This is a genomic window from Mycoplasma testudineum, from assembly GCF_002245785.1.
GTDB classification, from domain to species: Bacteria; Bacillota_I; Bacilli_A; order Mycoplasmatales; family Metamycoplasmataceae; genus Mycoplasmopsis_B; species Mycoplasmopsis_B testudinea.
On record NZ_NNCE01000008.1, the window covers coordinates 1 to 21572 of the forward strand.

15 protein-coding genes are annotated in these 21572 nt (G+C 25.5%); 12 read left to right on the plus strand and 3 right to left on the minus strand.

The window, feature by feature from the left end; translation table 4 throughout:
* Positions 1 to 223: 223 nt before the first annotated feature.
* The 12 genes from CG473_RS03550 to CG473_RS03605 all read left to right on the plus strand — a co-directional run bounded on the left by CG473_RS03550 (position 224) and on the right by CG473_RS03605 (position 18720).
* Entirely contained in the window at positions 224 to 5848 is a 5625-nt protein-coding gene (locus CG473_RS03550; protein ID WP_094254939.1) for an MGA_1079 family surface serine endopeptidase, read from the plus strand.
* A gap of 49 nt (positions 5849 to 5897) precedes the next feature.
* Positions 5898 to 7226, plus strand: coding sequence for a hypothetical protein (locus CG473_RS03555; RefSeq protein WP_094254940.1), 1329 nt, complete (start codon positions 5898 to 5900; stop codon positions 7224 to 7226).
* A gap of 113 nt (positions 7227 to 7339) precedes the next feature.
* Entirely contained in the window at positions 7340 to 8110 is a 771-nt protein-coding gene (locus tag CG473_RS03560; protein WP_094254941.1) for a hypothetical protein, read from the plus strand.
* Positions 8111 to 8129: 19 nt separating this feature from the next.
* Entirely contained in the window at positions 8130 to 8882 is a 753-nt protein-coding gene (locus tag CG473_RS03565; protein ID WP_094254942.1) for a hypothetical protein, read from the plus strand.
* Positions 8883 to 9673: 791 nt separating this feature from the next.
* The gene (locus CG473_RS03570) at positions 9674 to 10021 is read left to right on the plus strand and encodes a hypothetical protein (RefSeq protein ID WP_094254943.1); all 348 of its coding nucleotides are present in this window, start codon (positions 9674 to 9676) and stop codon (positions 10019 to 10021) included.
* Between the two features lie 98 nt (positions 10022 to 10119).
* Entirely contained in the window at positions 10120 to 10878 is a 759-nt protein-coding gene (locus CG473_RS03575; RefSeq protein WP_094254944.1) for a hypothetical protein, read from the plus strand.
* A 25-nt stretch (positions 10879 to 10903) separates the two neighbouring features.
* Entirely contained in the window at positions 10904 to 11650 is a 747-nt protein-coding gene (locus CG473_RS03580) for a hypothetical protein (RefSeq protein WP_094254945.1), read from the plus strand.
* A gap of 91 nt (positions 11651 to 11741) precedes the next feature.
* Entirely contained in the window at positions 11742 to 12530 is a 789-nt protein-coding gene (locus CG473_RS03585; protein ID WP_094254946.1) for a hypothetical protein, read from the plus strand.
* A 43-nt stretch (positions 12531 to 12573) separates the two neighbouring features.
* Positions 12574 to 13344 (plus strand): hypothetical protein, encoded by a 771-nt coding sequence (locus tag CG473_RS03590; protein WP_094254947.1) that lies wholly within the window; start codon positions 12574 to 12576, stop codon positions 13342 to 13344.
* 254 nt (positions 13345 to 13598) lie between these two features.
* Positions 13599 to 16325, plus strand: coding sequence for a DNA gyrase subunit A (gyrA, locus tag CG473_RS03595; protein WP_094254948.1), 2727 nt, complete (start codon positions 13599 to 13601; stop codon positions 16323 to 16325).
* Positions 16326 to 16456: 131 nt separating this feature from the next.
* A complete protein-coding gene (locus tag CG473_RS03600; protein ID WP_094254949.1) occupies positions 16457 to 18004 on the plus strand; it encodes an MAG5620 family putative phospho-sugar mutase in 1548 nt (515 codons plus the stop codon).
* Between the two features lie 227 nt (positions 18005 to 18231).
* Positions 18232 to 18720: a peroxiredoxin gene (locus CG473_RS03605; protein WP_094254950.1), complete on the plus strand. Its 489-nt coding sequence runs from the start codon at positions 18232 to 18234 to the stop codon at positions 18718 to 18720.
* A 35-nt stretch (positions 18721 to 18755) separates the two neighbouring features.
* Here the strand turns inward: CG473_RS03605 and CG473_RS03610 are convergent, their stop codons facing one another.
* The 3 genes from CG473_RS03610 to CG473_RS03620 all read right to left on the minus strand — a co-directional run bounded on the left by CG473_RS03610 (position 18756) and on the right by CG473_RS03620 (position 21565).
* Positions 18756 to 19844: a hypothetical protein gene (locus tag CG473_RS03610; protein ID WP_133510004.1), complete on the minus strand. Its 1089-nt coding sequence runs from the start codon at positions 19842 to 19844 to the stop codon at positions 18756 to 18758.
* Between the two features lie 87 nt (positions 19845 to 19931).
* Positions 19932 to 20789, minus strand: a complete 858-nt coding sequence (locus tag CG473_RS03615; RefSeq protein WP_208107026.1) for a DUF31 family putative serine protease — start codon at positions 20787 to 20789, stop codon at positions 19932 to 19934.
* A complete protein-coding gene (locus tag CG473_RS03620; RefSeq protein WP_094254953.1) occupies positions 20786 to 21565 on the minus strand; it encodes a DUF31 family putative serine protease in 780 nt (259 codons plus the stop codon). The genes CG473_RS03615 and CG473_RS03620 overlap by 4 nt, the downstream gene beginning before the upstream one ends.
* Positions 21566 to 21572: the final 7 nt, after the last annotated feature.

The window sequence follows — 21572 nt, forward strand, 5'->3', positions numbered from 1 at the left end:
TCGATCAAATTGCTTTCCATTTTTTTCATAATAAAAACGGTCCTTTCTGCTAAGACCGTTAATTTTTGTTAGCTCCCCAAATTTTAAAACTATCATTTATTTAAAACTACTTAATTATCAATCTAAATTATTTAATTTTAAGTAATGATTATTTTCGTTTTAAAGTATTATGTATAAATTAAAAAGCAAATTTAAATACACATAATTATGATTTGAGGTAAAAATGAAAAAAAGAAGTTGACTACTATTATTAAAAATAATTCCCATGATTACAATGGCAACAGTAGCTGCTGTTTCATGTACTAATCCAATAGATGGCAATACTCCTATTCAGGAACAACCAAAACCTGTAGATCCTACACCTGAACAACCAACACCAGAAACTCCTAAACCACAGGATCCTAAACCTGCAACCCCTTCTCCGGAAAAACCTGGTAATGGTACTACAACACCGGCAGAGCCAAAAGAAGGTAATGAAGATTCTTCACCAAGTGATTATGAAATTGAATTTAAAAATTACTTAAAAGAATTTAAAACAAAAAACATATCTACAAAAGAAACTCATAATGGTAAAACAGTAGAACAATTTTTTGGTGTAAATCCAAGTTCAGAAAAGGTTGAATCATCATTATCATTTGATAATTTTCAATTAAATAAAGAAAAATATAATTATGTATTTAAATTGGTTAATTTAGACAAAAGTGCACAAATAAATATTTTAATAAATAGTAAATTTGAAAATTTACAAGAAGAAATAAGTTTCATTATTTCTGGATTTTTATCAAATCAAGAATCAAATTTAATAATTGCAAATTTAGAATTAAATGATGCTTTTGATACATATAAATCACAAAAAATTAGTCTAACAAATGAATCAGATTACCAGCTTGCTGCAAATAGTATATTTAGTAATGAATCAAGTAGCGATTTTATAAAAAGTAAAATTAATTTGGAAAATAATTTATTTGGAAATATTAATGTTACGTATTCTTTTGTTTCAAGTAGTGAAACAGAAGTAACAATTCTTATCAAGCTTAGTCATAATAATTTTCCAGAATTAATCAAAAGCTTTGAATATACAATAATAGGTTTTAATCTTGCTAACATATCATTAAATGATGCAACTAGAGAAATAGATACAGTGTATTCAAAAATTGTGAATTTTGATTTTGAATTAAAAAATCAAAATTGAAAAAATGATTTAGCTACCAATCATTTTAATTTAAGTCTAGATTCAAATACTATACTTAATTCTTTAATTATCCCAGAAATACAAACTTCAGGAAATGTTGAAGTTAAATATTCAATAGTAGAAGTAAATCAATTTAGTGCAACATTCAAAATTGAATTATCAAATCAAAAAATTACATACAAAAAAGAAAAAATATTTACAATAAATGGATTTGGACTAAATTATATTAATTCAAAAATTTCCGTTGGTATAAGCTATTTTTCAAATAATACAGTTGACTTAAAAAATACAAATGATTACAAAAAAGATCCGAGTACAATTTTTACCGAATCACAAACCAGTGATCAAATTTTGAATTTACTTAATATAAATCTAGCTAATAATGATTTATCAGATTTGAAATTAATTTTTTCTTATTCAAAATTGATAAATGACAAAGTTGAATTAAATGTAAATATTAATTATGCAAATAGTAATTTATCAAAAAATGCAAAAATTTTAATTGGTCCATTTATCGATCCTGAAATTGAGGCAATGGAATTTGCTGCCAAAAATAATTATCAAGTTAGTTTAAAAACCGAACAAATTAAAAAATTTAATATTGGACTTTATTCTGCAAGCATTAATGAAGATAATTGAGATAAATATATTAATTTTAGTGATCAAGGAAAATATTTATATGAGCTAGAAAGTATTAATTTGAAACCAAATAACATTAATACTGCATTAATTAAATTTAAACTTTGAAATGAAAATAAATCTAAATCAGTGGATATGCTTAGAGAAGTATCTTCAGAATTAGATTTAAACCCAATAATTAATGAAATTTCTATTAATAGTTTGTCAGATGCATTCAACTTTGATCCATCTATAATTAGTAAATTCAGTTTCAATGAAATATTTAATAAAGAAAATTTTTCAAATTATTTTTTTAGTAAAACTAAAAGATTTTTTAAATTTTCATTTAATAAAGTAATTTCTATTAATGAAAGCGAAACTGGTGGAAGAATAAGTATAAATTTAATGTTTAATGATCAAATTATAAAATCATTTGAAGTTGAAACAAGCAGTTGGAAAATTCCGAATCTTGATAAATTGATTTCTATTACTAAAACAGAAAAATTGAATTCATTATTAAGTATTGAAAAAATATTTGATGATAACGGAATATACAAAGTAAAAGAAAATCAAGACTTTTCTCCATTGGAGTTTTCAATTTATAAAACATTTTTAGAAGTAGCAAAAGAACATGGATTTACCGAAGAATTAATATTAAATGACAATTTTAAAGCTAATTGAGGGACACTCAAGGAAAAAAATTGGTCTAATGATTATATTAATTTATTCTTCTTAGTTAGCGTTCCTTATTCTGACAAAAATATGGAGAATTCAAATCCAGAAACTTATTTTAGCAATTATATAAAATCTGACCAATGAAAAAAGATTACCTTAACTCAATATAGACAAATAATGTTTCAGACAATTTTGAAATTAATTAATTTTAATATTGCTGAAGGATGAAGCTTGGACTCATCTGAATTAAATGATGATTCAAGTTCAATTAATCTTGAAAGTGATTTAAGAGACCGTTATTTTCTTTACGCATCACAAATGATTTCCTTTACACCAAATAGAAACAATTTGCTATTTACCTTAAAATTAAAAAATAATTTAGGTATTAAAAAAATAAAAACAATCAATACTTCCTTATTTGATGAACCAGGCGATAGTAATGATGTAGAACTTGAAATTCGAGAATATTTGGCTTCATTTTATCAAGATTTTACTCAAGATTTATCGCCACTTAAACCAATACACGGTATGAATCATTCTCAAGTTACAATTGAAAATGCCGACCTTAGTCAATTATTTCAACTTCCTAAATATCAAAACTATCAATTAAAATTTAGAATTGATAAAAAAGATATTGCTACTAACTCAATCAGTTTTTATATTGACGCTTATAGAAAAGACGAAAATGGTAATCTTGCAAAAAAACCGTTCCGAAATAGATTTAGCAACTTGACTCCAAGATCAGTTACTCTTTCGAACTTTAAGCCATTAAATGATTTCGTGGATGAGAACGGAACAATGAGAGATACTGATTTTACAAGTTCTTCTGAAGTTCAAAAAACACAAAATTGAATTAATTTTAATACACAGGTGAAGCAAATAAACGGAAGTGATTTTAAGTTAATCCGCTCAGTTAATAATAATTATTCTTATCTAGACCCAAATTTTGCTACTTCCAAGAATCTAAAATACTTTTTAAATTTTACTGGAGCAAGTCAGTCAACAACAAGTGAAGGTAATTTTACTTTGCAAAATGGTGTTTCAGAAGATAATCCAACTAATGTACCTACTAAAGTTGCAGGTGGCTCAATTTCTAATGATCCAGAAACAAATATTCAAATTGGTAACTTGAGACAAAATTACTGATTTACTTATTATGATGTAAAAAATATAAAGGGCAGTGCAATTTCTTTTAAAATTGGATTTATAAGTAAAACTAATCCAGATGTCAAAGCTTTTTCAAATACAATTACTTTAAGTAATTTAAAAAATGATTTAGATGAAATTGTTTACCCTGCTCAGGATCTAAATTTAATTGATAATAGCAATAATTCACTTAATATCAGTTTCGATATTTCTCAAAAAACTTCAGAAGAATGGGTTTTTGAATTTAATTCTAAAAAAGAACAATCTTATTTTAATCAGCAATTAGTTTCTGTAAATTTAAGAAATCCAGCATTTAAATTCAAAAAATATCATGAATCAGATAAATATTATTTTAGAGTTCATGAAGTTAAAGTAGCAGATGCAAATAAAGGTTCAATGTGAGTTAGATTTGAGTTTGTTAATAAATCAACAACTAAAGAAATTGTAGAAGTGGCCAATACATGAATTTTAGTTACAGGTGCAAAATCAATTTCTGGAGCAACTAGTTTAAAATCTGATCTAAATTTAATGAATGAATTGAATACAAATAGTAACTTAACACAAGTGGTTTTTGATTCTACAAAAATTGGAAGAAACAGAAAAATAGAACTAGCTAAAAAAGATGCTGCTTGAAGCTTAGATGAAGAAAAAAATATGGTTTCTTTCACTTTAAAAAATAAATATTTTGAACAAGTATTAAAGCCTACAAACGGTGCTACAAATTTAGACAATAGTATAATCAAAGTTAATTTTAAAACAGTAGTAAATAATACAATGGATCAAGCAATCAAGTTCATTAATGAAAGAGGGTTCAGTGTTGAATTTAGTTATAATGAATTACTTGAAAATAAAAAAATAGATAAAAATGGTTTTATTAACCCAGGTGTAATTAGTAATAAGCACACAAATTTAGTTTCATATTTTTTAACAATTACAAAAGTAGATTCAGGTATTCATTTTGAATTTAAAACACCAAATAATTACAAAATTTCACTTGACTTTTATAAAGATGCTTTTTGAACTTTTGCGCAACTAGGGTCTCAGTCAGCTAAAGTCGGAGAATTTACTCCTGGACGTAAAGAAGTATATTTTGATAAATATGCAACTAGTTTCGAAATCACCTATTTTAATGATAAATTTATAGAAGTCTTTGATGAACATGAAACAAATACGTTTAACTATGACAATGTTCACTTTACTCAATTAAATGAACCAATGATTATTTATAATGAAAATAATAAAACCGACCCATTCAAATATAACCCTAACCAAAATGTTAAATTTAAATGAAATTATGGTTACAAATCAAATATGGAATATGCATATGATGATTACAATTACGAAGCAATTAATGAAATAAAAGCAAGAACATTTGCTGGTTCAAATGGTTCAATGACAATGCTATCTAAAGTAAATGATGATCCATTTGATTTAAGATACTATATCGTTACAAACAATCACGTTATTAATTCCACTGATAATCCAGGTGGCAGTCAATTAGGTTTAAATAAACCATTCAGATTAACTAAGCATGCCAATAATTTTGAAAATATTTATCAAAAAGGTTTTAGTTATTGAAGTGGTAATTATGTAGCTGCCGCAAACGATAACCGTTATTTTTGAGATGGTAATAATCAAATTTCTAGAGGTGGAAGTGTAAAAAACCGAAATGTTGATTATACAATTACAGTTTTAAATGTTGCTCCAATGATTTTAGAAGCAAAAAAGGAAGGTAGATTTGAAATGGCAACATGATTAGAAAATTGAATTAATTTAAAACCATTAAGCCTTTCTTATACAGCGACAGAGACTATAAGCCCAATTTCAAAGAGTTTGACTTATGATTATTCATTTAGCGGATTTCCATATGGGAAATTAGCTAGTTATTTATATCGCCGTGTTGGAGATGGTAATGAAAATATTTCATTTAGAGGTGAAAATCTTCATCCAGTCTTTCACAATGCAGGTAATAGTGGAACTGGCGTTTTAGATAATGAAGGAAATTATATTGCTGCCATAAATAGTGGAGCTCCTCTTTCATCTTTAGTAGCTTGAAAATTAATAAGTAAAGATTATGATTATTGAGGTGGAGATGAAGAAAATATTTCTACTTTAGATAAAGAAAATGTTAATAGTTTTGTAGCACAATTACTTAGATTTAATGCATTTGATAGTTCATTTAAAATTTTTACAAACAATAAAAACAAAAACAAATAAATTGATGCGTAAACTTTAAATAGTAAAAAGAGTGAAGTAAAATATATACATGAAAATTAAATTAAGAATAGGGTTGGGCATGATGGCAGTCGCAGCCATTGTGACTCCAGGAGTTTTAGCTATCAAAATCAATGAAGAAAAAGATGTTGATGAAATCAATGAATTATTAAAAATTACATCTCCTTTTTCTGAAGAACAGTACAATAATTTATCCATATTAGCACAAAAAAATGTTGAAATTTCTAATTGGATAAAAAGTATAAATTTTGATACTCAATCAATGAAAACTATCAAAAATAAGCTTTACAACTTGAATGTTAGTTTGGATCTTAAGAAATTTATGAACAGAAATCTTGATGAAAAATTTGAATTACTTGTTTCAACAATATTAAAAAGAGAAAAACATTCTAAAAAAAATGAAATTGAAATAAATAAATCATTTGCTCAAGTTTTTGACAGGTATATAAAAGATTCAAATGGAAATATCATAGAAATAGATGGTAAGAATGTACTACTAAGTGGTGATTCATACACAAATTGAGATATACATGATTACTTCTTTGCTGATGATGAATCCTGATTTAGAAAAAGCAACGAGGATGTATATCAGGATGTGGAAATGGTATTTCTTTATAAAATGGCAGAAAGTTTAAAAAAATACAATGCTTCAATAGAAAGACATAACGGCATTGTAGAAGTTTTAAGTTTGGCTGCAACAAAATTAGGGTCATCATTTTCTGCTTTTTCTTATATACCTAATCTTAGTACTGCATCGTCAATTTATCTGAATGCTGGCTCAACTACAATGTCAGCTGTTTCTGCATTAAATTCTGCATACCATGAATCTAGAAGAGCGAAAAATGAATTTGAAAAATTGAGTAAAATTTCTGGAATTGAAAATAAGAAGTTAATTAGATTCATGAATTCTGCAGATTTAGAAATAAATCAATTTTCTAAAGCAATTAATAATGCATTGCGAGTTGGTTCATTTGCTACAAGTGCTGCTAGTTCCGTGTTTGGATTAGTGAAAACCCCGAAAACTAAATTGATTTCCCTTGCCTTAAATGTCGCATCATTAACTTTTGATCTCATTAATGCTTTGTTAAATATAAAAACTCCAAATGGCTTTTCAATTATTGAAAATATGCATGATCATGGTCTTAATGATTTTAGAAATCAATGAATTAATAACACAGAAAATATGGTTCTAATACAAAAGAATTGAAGTGAAAATTTTAAATATGGAATACAATGAAAAGTTTCAGATGGTTGATTTACATTACCTAGATTATTTATAAGAGCACAAAAACACGGAGAAAATGATGTAGAACTTTTTGGTTTCAATTGAGACCAAAAAGTTAAAGAAAGAAAAAAATAGTTTTTAAATTTTAATTTTATGATTATAAGGCATGAAATTTTTATACAGTTTCCTATTGATTTTTATAAAAAGTCAGCCATCATGAATTACTACATGAAATTGAAAGGAGCCCCTTGAAAACGAACGTTTTAAATGACAATTTAGAGAAATTTATATTGATATCAAAATCTCAATCTGAAGCTAGAGAAAGATTAATGGTAGCCCTTTTACATTCAAAAAAATTTATTGTTACAAAATTAAAATTGAGTCGCCAACACTTAATGGATGAATATATAGTCAATTATTTATATAATTTGTATAAATTTAAATCACCTGAAAAATTAGTGTGATATTATCCGTTTAAACTAGAAATTGATCGAACAATTTACGCAAATAATAATAAATTTAATTTGATTTTTGATGAAGTTTTATATTCAAATACGTCATATCCTTTCCCCAGAATGAATATGTGGAGTATTGGTTTTTCATTTTTCCGAGTTAATTATAGAAAAAACATTGATAATTTTGCTTGCAATTTTTTTAATAAAATTCATTCATTTAAATTTAAAAATCGAAAATATAAAAAATTATTGGGTAAAATAAGCACAAATGATATTAATAAATTTAACAAAATATTTGATTTTGCTTTAATAAAAAAAATTGAATCACATTTTACTAAAAAAGACAAACAAAACATATCTATTTTAATTGAAAATGGCTATATATATGTGATAGTAAATTATGTTTGAAATCAGAAAGATAACATATATTCTTTTTTAAGAGAATCGGATTGAAATTACAATTATTCAATGTCAAAAACATATTTTCATAATCGAGCAGATTTACTAAATAGAATTTTAGATGCAACAATTTTAATAGCCGAAAGTTTAGAAGCATCAAAATAAGGTTAACAAAATTATAAAAATGAAATTATCAGATTCACAATTAAATAAAATTAACTCATTAAAAGAAAAAGGAGTTGAAAATTATAATTTAAATTCTGTATTAATGTATTGATTACTAAAATATGCTGAATATAATCACATAAAGGTAGAATTTAGGATGAGACATGTTTTAGATAATTTAGCATTAAAACATTTGGAATATAATTTATCTAAATCAGCTTCATTCCCACGTATTGAGACTTTCAAGGTTGAAATTAATGACGTTCTAATTGCAACTAAAAAAAATATTAATTTATTTATTGAAGAAATAATTTATATGCAAACATTTTTTATCCCCAAATTTGTTTCATATGGATTAATTGGAATTAATTCTAATAAAATAAAATTGTATCCAGAATTTAAATTTAGATTATTTTTTAATATTTCAAGTTTTGATACTCTTAAAAATTATAAAAATAAGTATTTTGAAAACTTTTCAACTAATAATGAGCAAATTTGCAAAATTATATTTGATGATAATTTTTTTAAGAAAATCAGCTCTATTTTTTCATCAGAAGAAAAGAAATTAATTACAATTTTAAAAGATGAAAAAGGAATTAAAGCCATAATCAATTATTCCAGAACTGAAACTGATGCAATAATTTTAAATCTCAAAATTGCGTACATTCATGAGTACGATGTCTTAAAAAAATGGAATTTAAAATCTGACCTAATACTTAGATGTATTCATGTTTTAGAATTATTAAGCGATAGATTTGAAGAATTTTTATAAAATTTACCTGAATTTTTTAAACATAATTTTTTAGTAATATTTAATATGTTGCCCTAAAAAGAGCTAATCATAAAAAAATTATTATAAGTCGGTGTTTCAATAGAAGTAGATAAAATTTAATAAATTTAAAATAATTTATAATTACTAAATCAAAATTTAATTACATATTTTATTTGATATTAAATATTACATTTAACCAATTTCCGATTGATATGTAAAGACTTTAATTGTAAATCATTTAACAAATCTAATGTCTTACCAAGATTAAAGTGAAATTTCTTGCTTCATTTATTTTAAATATTTATTAATTTCACTAATTTAAATAAATTTTAGTTTTGTTATCCTTGAAATTCGATAATTTTTTTGGTTGTAAAATTTAAACGCTTTTTTGATTGCAAAAACCGCACTATTATTTGGGAGCTAGTTATTGCGATAAAAATTAATAAGATTATATTACAATTTTCTGATTGGCAAATAGCAATAATTTTGTAAACAAATTTATCTGTTATTTATAAATTTAATTAGTACTCAATCCTAAGAAAATTTCTTTCTTCTTTTAATTAGAGGATGTATTTATATATTAAAATTTATAGGTAATAAATTTTAATATATATTCGTTAAAAATTTATTTTTGTTTTAATCATTGCCAAATGGCTTATTACAAATTTAAACTTTAGCATAAGGAAGTAATGAAAAAATAAAATTATTGTCATCAATATGCTTTTTGCCATTTTTTTTCTATTGCAGTTATTTCTTGCAATGTATTTACAACAAGAGAGCAAGCAGAAAGAGTGGCTGCCAAACAAGCTGCCGAAACCCTTTTTGAGAGAAATTTTTTTAAATTAAAATCAATAACTCTAAATTCTCAACATGTTTGAGATTTGAATGATTTTACCGATAAAATGGAAAACTGAGAATTGTATAAACAAACAGCGATCGATGAAATTGATAAATTTAAAACATTCTTGTTAGATTATAAAAATAACATTTCTGTTTCTAATAAATTTTTTAATGCTTTAGATGATTGAAAAACTTTATTATTTAATACAGTTGAAGAACCACACGATAAAATGGTGTTTATAAGGTTAATGTTTCCTTATGTAGATATATTAAATGCTGAGAATGTTATTTATTCTTAGAGTTTTATGTTAGCAATTGTTTTGAATCATGTGAAATTTATAACTTAAAAATTTTGTATTTAACTAAATTGAACTAAATCAATTACAGAAAGAAATTTATGAATAATTTTACAAGCAAAAAACTAATTACTAAAAGACAAACTGTAAGTTCTCAATCTCAAATTAGAACTAATGCATTATCACAATTACTTGTTTCTCAAAATTTTAAAAATATCAAAATTGAATTAACCCGTGACCACGTTATGGATAAGTATGTCGAAAGGTTTCTAAAATATCAAAAACCATACATTAGCTTCTTTTGAAATTCACCATTTAAATTGGAATTTGATAATTCTATATATGCTGAATTAGATAATTATTCAATACAGTTTGAAGATGTCATGTATGCGAGTAGTTTTTTAAATTCAAGATATGGCTCGCCTTTCAGTATTGCATTTGGTTTTTTTAAAATTAAACCCGTTTATCATAAAATTAATGCAGATTTTTTTTGTTGTCTTTATTTAACTTTATTTCCAGAAAATAAAAAAGTATCACATTTTTCAAAGTCAAATATTAATCTAAGTACAAATAACAAAGAAAAATTCAATTCCATTTTTACCGATGAAAAAATGGATGTTTTAAACGAAATTTTCAATGACAATATCAAAAATCAGATTTCTATAATTGTTGAAAATGGCGAAATAAATATATTAATACAATATTCTCTTCATCAACGAGATTTGACATTAAGTAATCTTGCAAAAATGCCTTGAATTTATGATTTTCCAATGACTAAAGAGTATTTTCATAATTGACTTACATTAGTTTCTAGAATTACAAACTCATTAAAAATTTTAGTTAAACTTTTCGAAGCATAATTATTTAAAATATAAAAGGTTATATATGTCAATTAAAAAAAGCGAATTATTAGAAATTGAATCAATGGAAAAAAACTATACTAAAGAATATATATTGCGCCAGCACCTTATGCGTATGTTTTTGAAAGATACTGATTTTTGAGATATTAATAATCAATTTAGTAACGTACACTTGCTTGACAAATTTGCTATGCCATATATTGAACACAGATCCCCTTTTTCATGATTGTCATTTTCAAACATATTAAAATTTGAAACATATGATACTTTTTTTGCAAAAAGAAAAGGTGTTAATTTTTGTTTTGAAGAAATTTTATACATAAAGATGAGTTATGGTAAGTCATCTACACTACCTTTTGGCTTGATATTATCTCAAGTGATTAACAAATCTTTAAATTCAGATTTTGAATTTAGATTTTTTTCAGATTTCAAATATTCTAAAAGCAATTACAAAAACAACATTCTCAACAATTTTTACACAAACAATTTTGAATTATTTAGCAATGTTTTTGATGAAGATCTATCTACAAAAATTTCTTCGTTATTTTCTAAAAATGAAAAAAAGAGAATTATGTTTTTAAAAAAAGGACAAGACCTAATTATTGTTATTAGTTTTTTGAAAAAAGAAGACGATTCTTTTAGAAAAATGATATTAACAAATAATATTAATGTTTACCATGTTGTGAGAACATGGGAAACAAAATCAAGTTTGTTTCAAAGGATTATTAAAGCTATAGATCTAATAAATGATAAATTTAACACAATATGGTAAACATATAAAATTATTCATTTTTTTGACCATATAAGTAATTATAATTCTAAAGTTATGAATAGCTAGTTATAAAAAAACACAAGAGGCAACTTTGAATGAAACAAATAATAAAATAAATTTTGAACATTTAACAAAAATATCTAAATCACAGTCCGAAGTAAGGGAAAGTGATTTTTGTCAATTATTAGAATCTAGAAAATTCAAGGTCACAGCGTTAAAACTAAATAGGCAGCACATTATGGATAATTTTGTTGACCTTTACTCAAGAAAATTTAGACATTACTCTTTTTCATTTTTTTATATGCAGTTTAATTTGCCGAGCTGAAGTTATCCCTTTAAATTAGAAATTGACAGAACAATTTATGCTCAAAACTCTAAATATCTTTTAACTTTTGATGATATTATATACGCAAATGATTATTATTCTTACAGACTACATGTTGCATATACATCAGGATTCGCTTTTTTAAAAATTAAATATCACGTAAGTGCAAAAGATTTCAATTTTAAATTCAATTTTTTTCAAAATATTACTAAATTTGGTCAAAATATAAAAATTTATCGTAAATCATTGGGAAACGTTACTACAAATAATAAAAAGAGATTCAAGCAATTATTTATTCAAGAAGCTGTCGAAAAAATAGCATCTTATTTTAATTACAAAGATAAAAAAAACATGTCTTTAATTGTTGAAAATGGCTATCTTTATTTTTTAATAAAATATTCAAAAGATCAAAGGGAAAATGTTTTTAATGAATTAAGAGCATTCGAATGGGATTATAACTATTCAATGTCTAAAAATTTATTTATAAATAGAAGTAATTTACTTGAAAGAACTTTAGATGCCGCAATTTATATTTTGAATATTATTGGTAATTAATTTAGAACATGAAATATTTTAAACTAAACATAGGATTATAATAGTGATATTAAGTAAAAATCAAAACGAAATTGTAAGAAAATTAATTGAAGAAAAAGTTGAAAAACACGAAATTAGAGAGCAATTAATAACCTGACTTTTTGATTCGTTAGAATATAAGGAAATTCATTCAGAATTTAGAATGAAACATTTTTTAGATTTTTTTGCAATTACAAACTTGAGAAATAATAAATATTCTTTTGTTCCTAGAGGGTTCCTTAATATTTTAAAAATTGAAATAGATAATGTAGTATTTGCTACAAAAAATAATTTGAAAATTTATTTTGAAGAAATAATTTATTTGCTTGCTTATTTTATACCTCAATTTTTCCCTTATTGCTTAATTGGAGCAGTTTCTAAAAATATGAAACTAAATTCAGAATTTAACTTCAAATTATTTGCTAATCTAAATTTTGTTTCTAACATGAATAATTACACTAATGATTATTTTCAAAATTTTTTAACAAATGATTTAAACACTTTTGAAAGCATATTTGATAAAAAGTTATCTACAGAAATATCATCTTTATTTTTTGACAACGAAAAAGAAAGAATAATGCTAATTAAAGATGAATCAGGCTTAAAAATTATTGTTAAATATTCTCGGTTTGAGCATGATGTGTTAACGCGGACAATTCTTCCTGACCGAATCGAAAAATACGATGTAGTTGAAACCTGAGAAACAAAATCAAATTTAATTGAAAGATGTTTAAAAGCGATAGAGTTAATTTCTCAAAAATTTGACAATATTGCAAATAAAATTACTAATAATTAAATATTGATAGCGTTAAATGATGTGGTTAAATAACTATTTGTTTTAACCTTTCTACAAGTCTAATTTCTCATCTATTAATTTTTTAACTCATCTATTTATACAATTTAATATATCTAAAACAGACGTTCAAAAGTTTATAATTTTCAAACTTATAAACTGTATTTTTTCATTTTAACTCCATGTTTTAGGCTTTAAAAAATGCATTATAAAGTATAATTAAAAAATAGTAATTTAATTCTATTTGGAGGTTATAAATGGCTTTTGATGACAAAAAAAACGATAACGAATTAGAAAAAGAAGAAAAAATTGATAAAACAGATGAGTTTTTAGTTAAAGATGATGAACTAAAGGTTCTTTTTGATGAAAATAAAAAAGTTAAAAAACCAAAAATAACTGAAGTAGAATCTAATGATGAAAAAAATCCTACAGAACGTGAAGAGTATCAAGTAAGTTCGCAGATTCTTGAAGAAGAACAAATGGGATTAAAACCAATGTATATTTCAAATGAAATGCAAAATTCATTTTTAGAATATGCTATGAGCGTTATTGTTTCAAGAGCTTTGCCTGATGCAAGAGACGGTTTAAAACCTGTACATAGAAGAATCTTATATGGAATGCACGAAATTGGAGTAACTAATTCAAGTGCTCATAAAAAATCAGCCCGAATCGTCGGGGATGTATTAGGGAAATATCACCCGCACGGTGATAGTTCCGTTTATGAAGCTATGGTTAGAATGGCGCAAGATTTTTCTATGCGTTATCCTTTAGTTGATGGTCACGGAAATTTTGGTTCAATTGATGGTGACAGTCCTGCTGCTATGCGTTATACAGAAGCAAGGCTGGCTAAAATATCAATGCACATGCTTGATGGAATCAAAAAAAATGCAGTTGATTTTGGTCCTAACTATGATTCAAGTGAAACAGAACCATTAGTTTTACCTTCTAGATTTCCTAATTTACTAGTTAGTGGTGGTCAAGGTATTGCAGTTGGTATGGCAACAACTATAGCACCACATAATCTTACAGAATCAATTAATGCTGCTATTGCTGTTGCTAAAAATCCCAATATTGAACTAGTAGAGTTAATGCAACATATTAGCGGCCCTGATTTTCCAACTGGTGGAATTATTCTTGGTCAAAAAGGAATAAAAGATGCATTTGAAACTGGTAAAGGTTCAATACCACTACGTTCTAAAACAGAAATAACTCAATTTGAAAGCGGAAAAAGTAGAATTGTTGTTACCGAAATTCCTTATGGTGTTCAAAAAACTTCTATTGTTGAAAAAATAGCTCAGTTAGTAAAAGATAAAATAATTGAAGGTATTTCAGATTTACGAGATGAAACAAGCAGCAAGGGAATTAGAATTGTAATTGAAATTAAGAAAAACTTCGTTCCTGAAGTTGTACTTAATCAACTTTTCAAAACTACAAACTTGCAAATTAATTTCAACGTAAATATGGTAGCTTTAGTAAATGGAGTTCCGAGAACATTAACATTAAAAGATGCACTTGAAGTTTACATTGAACATCAAAAAGTTACAACAAGAAGAGAATTAGAATTTGATCTAGAAAAAACATTAGCAAGATTGCATATACTAGAAGGATTCAAGATTGCAACTGATAATATCGAAGCAGTTATAAAAATTATTCGCCAATCTCGTGATGATAATGCGGCCCGTGAACAACTATCTAAACAGTTTGATTTAAGTGAAATTCAAACTAAAGCAATCATTGATATGAGATTAGGAAGACTAACCGGTTTATCAATTGATAAAACAATGTCTGAAATCGAAGAAGTTACAACATTTGTTAATAAGACTCAAGAAATTTTAGCTGATGAAGCAAAACTACTAGCTTTAATAATTTCTAATTTAGAAGAAATTAAAGAAAAATACGGTGATGCTCGTAAAACAGAAATAAATGTACATGGTTATGCTTCTATTAGCGATGAAGACTTAATACCGGTTTCAAATATAGTTTTGACTCGCTCAGTTAAAGGATATGTAAAGCGAATTAATCTTGAAGAATATAAATCACAAAATCGTGGTGGTATTGGTGTTAGAACTGCTAAAACATATGAAGATGATGATGTTAGTGACATTCTAGTTACTACAACTCACACCGATTTATTGATTTTTACCAATTATGGTAAAGTGTATAGACTAAGAGCACATGAAATACCGGAAGTATCTAAAACTGCCAAGGGAACACCATTTATAAATCTATTGCAAATTGAAAAAGATGAAAAAGTTGTTTCTTGATTAGCAACTAATGACTATCTTGATGATACATATTTATTAACCGTAACACAGGATGGAATTGTCAAACGTTCATTATTATCACACTTCCAAAGAATTAACGTAAATGGAAAAATAGCTTTAAGCCTTAAAGATGGCGATAAATTAATTAGAGCAATGATTGTATCTGAAGATGAAGAAATTATCCTAGGAAGCAACGAAGGTAAAATAGCTCGTTTTGATGTTTCAGAAATTAGATCTATGGGCCGTACTGCTGCTGGAGTTAAGGGTATGACATTAGCTGAAGGTAAAAAAGTTGTGGCAGCTTCTTCTTCAAATGAAGGTAATTTAATTTTTTCATTAGGTGATAATGGATTTGGTAAAAAAACTTCTGCAGAAAATTATAGAAAAACTAAACGTGGTGCTAAAGGTGTTATGACTCTTAAAGTTGAAAAAGCAGGAGATTTAGTATTTTCTGGTTTTGTAACTGGTAATGAAGAAATTTTAGTTATTAATTCAAGTGGTATTACAATTAGAACAAGCCTAGCACAGGTTTCTGAAACTGTTAATAGAGCTACAAAAGGTGTTAAAGTAATTTCGCTTAAAGATAAAGAATCAATTAAATCTGTAGCAATTTTAAATGTAGAAAAAGTTGAAGAAGAAATTCTAAAAACTCAAGAACTTGATTTAGGAATTGTTAATGATGCAAATCCAGCTGCATTAGTTGATGAAGACGATATTTAAAAAATTATGTTTTATATGAAATAGGAATTAAATTGTCCTATTTTTTATTTTAAATAATTTTGTTTAAAAAACTTTATCTCAAATTCTGAAATAAAAAATTTAATGCCAACTTTTTTAGTTAAAATAAAATAATGATATCCAGACTAAATCAATGATTTGAGTTTTATAAAAATGATAATAAAGCATTAAGAGTATTAAAAAAAATAGACTCAAATCTAGAGCAAAATCGAGACTTTTTTGACAAACCATTTTATAACGAAAGAGGTTTTATTTTTTTTGAAAAATTAGGCAATCATGGTTTTAATGAATTTATTATTTCATTAGTTGTTCAAGCGTTTGTAAATTTAGTTTCAGATGTAGAGGATCTAAATATTTTAGTTGCATATAACAATAATGATGATTTAGATCATTATGCAGATTTAACGCATCAAATTCTTTCTCAAAAAAACTTCAAAGTTTTTAGATTCGAAAATACACAAATACTTCCTTCTGTTGTTAATGAAGCATACAACAATATATCTTTTGACGCTGCATTTTATTTTAATTACCAAAGTGAACAAAATAAATATCGACTAACAATTTTTGACGGTCAAGGTGTATCAGTAAATTTAAATGTATATGAACAAATAGCCAACATGATTTTACACATGAATCCAAATACTGATGTACGTAAAATAAGAAAAGCTCCAATCTATTTAAAAGAGCAAGAAATATTTGCTCAATATAAAAATAAAATTATTTCTTTAGCAAAAAGAAATAATGATGAAAAAAAGATATCAGTATATTTAGCTAATGCATCTAAATCATTTACGCATTTAGCTGGGAAAATATTAGGATCTTTAGATTTTGAATACAACATTTCCAAACATAAAATACCTAATTTATTTGCATTCAGACCTTTGAATTGATATTTAAGAGACGCTACTAAAACAGGTAGTGATTTACTTTATATTACAGATACATCCGGAACAAAATTAGGTGTAGCAATATCCATAGGAAACAAGTTTAAATTTTTAGAAGAAGTAGAATTATTAATTTTATTTTTAGATTTATATTTATTAGATTTAAAAACCAAAAGGTTATTATCAGATAAAAACTATATTGTGATTCCTAATTATTTAATTATTTTATTGCAAGAAATAATTATTAAATATCAAATAAAAGCATACCCAATTGAAAAATTTGATAATAAAAAATTAGATAAAACATATTTACTTTTTTCAATGAATAGAGATAATTTATTTAAATTTAATAGTCCAAGCGTAAATTATTATGATCAGTTGCAATTTATAGTAATTTTTAGTGAATTGATGAATTATTACAAAACTCAAAGAGGTGCTTTGGCTAATGTTTTAAATCATACTTTGAGTTTATATAAGCAAATATATCAAATTAAAGACAGATTTATTACGAACGAAGAAAACGCACAGCGCTTAATAAGCGAAATTGCTAATGGTTTATTTAAAGAAATTGTAAACCAAGTTAATATTTACGCTAATGAAACTTATTTTATGATTATTAATCCAGAAAATGATTTTTTAATTAGACTTGAATTTAAGCCTTTTACTAATTTTTTGTATTTTCAAATATTTGACCTTACAGGAAAAAAACAAATTGACATTGTAAATAAAATTCATAGCCAAATTAATACATGAATTAAAAATGCAAATAAAGGTTAATTAATTATTTATTTTTCAATTTAACACTTATTTATAATTCACTATCAGATAGTAAAAATTGATAAAAAAATTAGCTAGTTTACCATTTTAAAATTAAAATCTATTTGATTCTAGACTAGGCAAATAAATCAAAAAGTTATATTAATTTAATTTATTAGGATAAAAAACGCTATTTTAATTTAACTTATATTTACATTTTGATTATAATGTTTATATAGGAGATAAACATGACAACAGAATTTAAAAAAATAAAATACAAACTATTTAGTGACCCAATTGCACTAGGAAAAACTTTAAAATTTAAAGGTATTAATACTTCATTTGATGTTGAAGAATTTAAACCTAAAAGATTAACAGTAGTTAGCCCATTTCCGGCTATTTCTACAAAAACATGTGATGAACAGACACACGGATTAAGTGAATTAGCAAATAAATATAAAGATAAAATTGATGTAGTTTCAATTTCTATGGACTTGCCTTTTACACTAGCAGAATGATGTGGAGCTAACGGTGTTGATAATGTTAATACTTTATCAGATTATAGATTCCATGATTTTGGTAAAAATAGTGGTTTCTTAATTAATGATATTATGTTGCTTAATAGAGGAATTATCGTTGTTGATAAAGATTCAAAAGTACTTTATGTTGAAGCTTTAGAAAATGTTCACAACCAAATTAATTTTGCTAAAGTAGATGAATTTATCGCAAAACTATAATTAAAAAAATCCTTGACATTTAATAGGTAATTCTATTAGTCAAGGATTTTTTCTTGCTTTAATACACATTGTTCTTGTAAACAAGAAACTTCATAATTAGGTCTAATAACTAATGACATTAAAGCAAAAACTTGATATATTTCATTTAATGTATTAATAGTTCAATAATCAACTTCTTTTTTAAAATTATCAGCATAGTGAAAATTAAGTTTTAATACTCTTGGTGAAGATGGTAAAAATTTAATCAAAATTGAATTTTCAATTTTTTGAATTTGAAAATGAAGTAAGTCAATTGAATTAGCAATTTTAAGCATTCCATTTTGAACATCTTCATTAAAAATTAAAGAACTTATTTGGTCATTGTTTGTTCTTAATTTAAAGCGTTCGTCAAATTCACTATTAGATGTATAAAAATCATGTAATAAACTATTTTTAGTTAAGTCTTGAATTAAGCTAAATTGAAACTCATTAAATTCTTTACTTGTTTCATGATTTAATTCCAATTCTAACATTCCCACATTAGCATAAATGTTAGTTTTTTTTCTATTTAAAATATGCTCCCAAGTTCATGCTTGTGTTTGAAATCGCGCAAAATAATCATTAAATTCAAAACTGAATAATGGAGAATATTTAAATATAGTTGCATCTTTTCCTATTTCTGGAAAACCAACTCGTCTATATCTAACTAGTGAAGGTAATAATTTATCTTTACTATTGTGAAATTTAAACTCACCTAAATCTTCAAAAATTAATCTGAAAAACTCATTGTGATCTATTTTTTTATTAAGAATAGAACTTGCTTTTTTTCTAATTGGATTAATGATTATTAAACTAAAAAACGAAACAATTGTAAGTCCTAATGAAACAGTTAAAATAATTGTTAAATCAGGATTTAAAATTTCATCATTATCATCGAATAATCTTGTTCAAACGATAAAAAGAACCAATCCAAATACCATGGATATTATTCAAAATATTAAATAATATTTAGACAAAAAAAATCTAATACATAAATTAATTTCCATCTTTTTACTAGTGATATAGTTTCTTAATTTTTCAGCAACATTTTTTCTATGCTGTTCTACAAATTGCTTTTTTAGTTCGGCACTAAATTTTTTTAACATTAAATTATTATAAAACAAAATAGCAAACTTTAATAATACTATAGGTAAATTCAATGCATACACAAAACAAAAAAATAGTGCAGTGCACTATTTCTCGTTTTTTAAATTTCCAAATAAAAATGAATTTTGTCCTGAAAATTTTTCTTTTAATAAACTGAAGAACGATCTAGTTTGAGTTTTACCGCCCCCATTTATTAAATCATATTCGTAGAAAACTTTTTTACCTTCAGCATTTAACACTTCTTTAGAAGTAAATGTTTCTAATAATCCGGTTTGACTAGTTCCTTCGTTTCCTCATTGAATTCCCAAAGCATTAAAATTGTTGTCAATTGATAATGATCCTGAAGCTCCTTTATATAAATTATCAGTTTCAAAACCAATTCCCATACCAAATCTATGATAGTAATCCCCGGCTAATCAAAAATCATTTGGAAACCGGTATTTAATACCAGATTTAGTTGGAGCGCTTAGCTTAGATATAACATTTCCATTTATATGAATTGAATCATATATTCCTGGAATTCTTTGCCCGTAAGCATTTGTAATCATATAAGCTCTTACTAAATCAGAATATTTCGATCCTTTATTTGGAAGTACATCGCCTTCTCTTTTGTTGATTGTTGGAGATGAGGAGTTTCCATCGTAACCTAACACATATGCTTGATCGAACTTTGCAATTTCTTCACTTGTTTTATCTAAAACATTTGTTTTAGGAAATTTAATTTTAGGTTCTTTATATTTTGTAGCAAAATTTCTAGTTACATGTTTTGCTTCTTCTTCATCTTTAAATTGAACTTTTATAACTGCAAAATCTTTAGCATAATTTTTTACATTTTTGTAATCAAATTGGTCATCGTGATAATATTTTCCAACCATAGGATTAAGTTCAATTGAATCACCTAAAAAATTATGAGCACTAAAAAATAATTCTGGATAATTACTTAAAACAACAGTATTTTTTTATCGTCAGTATTTCCGGTAAGATCTCTAAATCTAAATTCTAATTTATTAGCTTTTGCATATGTAGCATTTTCACTAAAATCCATATTGATAATTACGTGCAAATTTGTTCCAAAAAATCATGTTAATGGATAGGTATCATCGCTTGGTTTTATATAGTCTAAAACTCAAGCAGTACCAGCTTCAAATTTCAATTCTTCTCTACCGTCTTGTTTTTCGTTTCTGTCAATTTCAACTTTAAAATAATAATCTTTCAATGTTTCATATTGATCGTTTTTTACATTTTGATATTGTTCAGAATTAACTGTAATAAATTTAGCTGCATCTCCGGTTTCTACTATACCCATACCATTGTAATTCGGAGTAGTAAAATTTTCAATTCTAGAACTAATAGCAGTAACATCTGAATTAAAAGTTGGTTCAGTTTTTGGGGTAACAAAGCCATCGTAAGGATTAAAACCTGGATCGTTATCACCAAAACTAGGATTTGTTTCACTAGGAGGTGTTCCTGAGTTTGTCCCAGGTCCACCAGGTTGATTTGGTGGTGTAGTATTTCCTGGATTTCCTGGAGTAGGATTTTGAGGATTAGGTTCTGGTGTCGGTGCAGGTGTTTCAGGAGTAGGAGTAACAGGATTCGGATTTGTTTCAGCTGGAGGATTCACTTCTCCAAGATTGTTGCCACATGAAATCGCTGCCAAAATTGACATCCCAGAAACAATCGGCAATGCTGCAAATAGTATTGTTCGTTTTCTAATTTTCATTGTTATA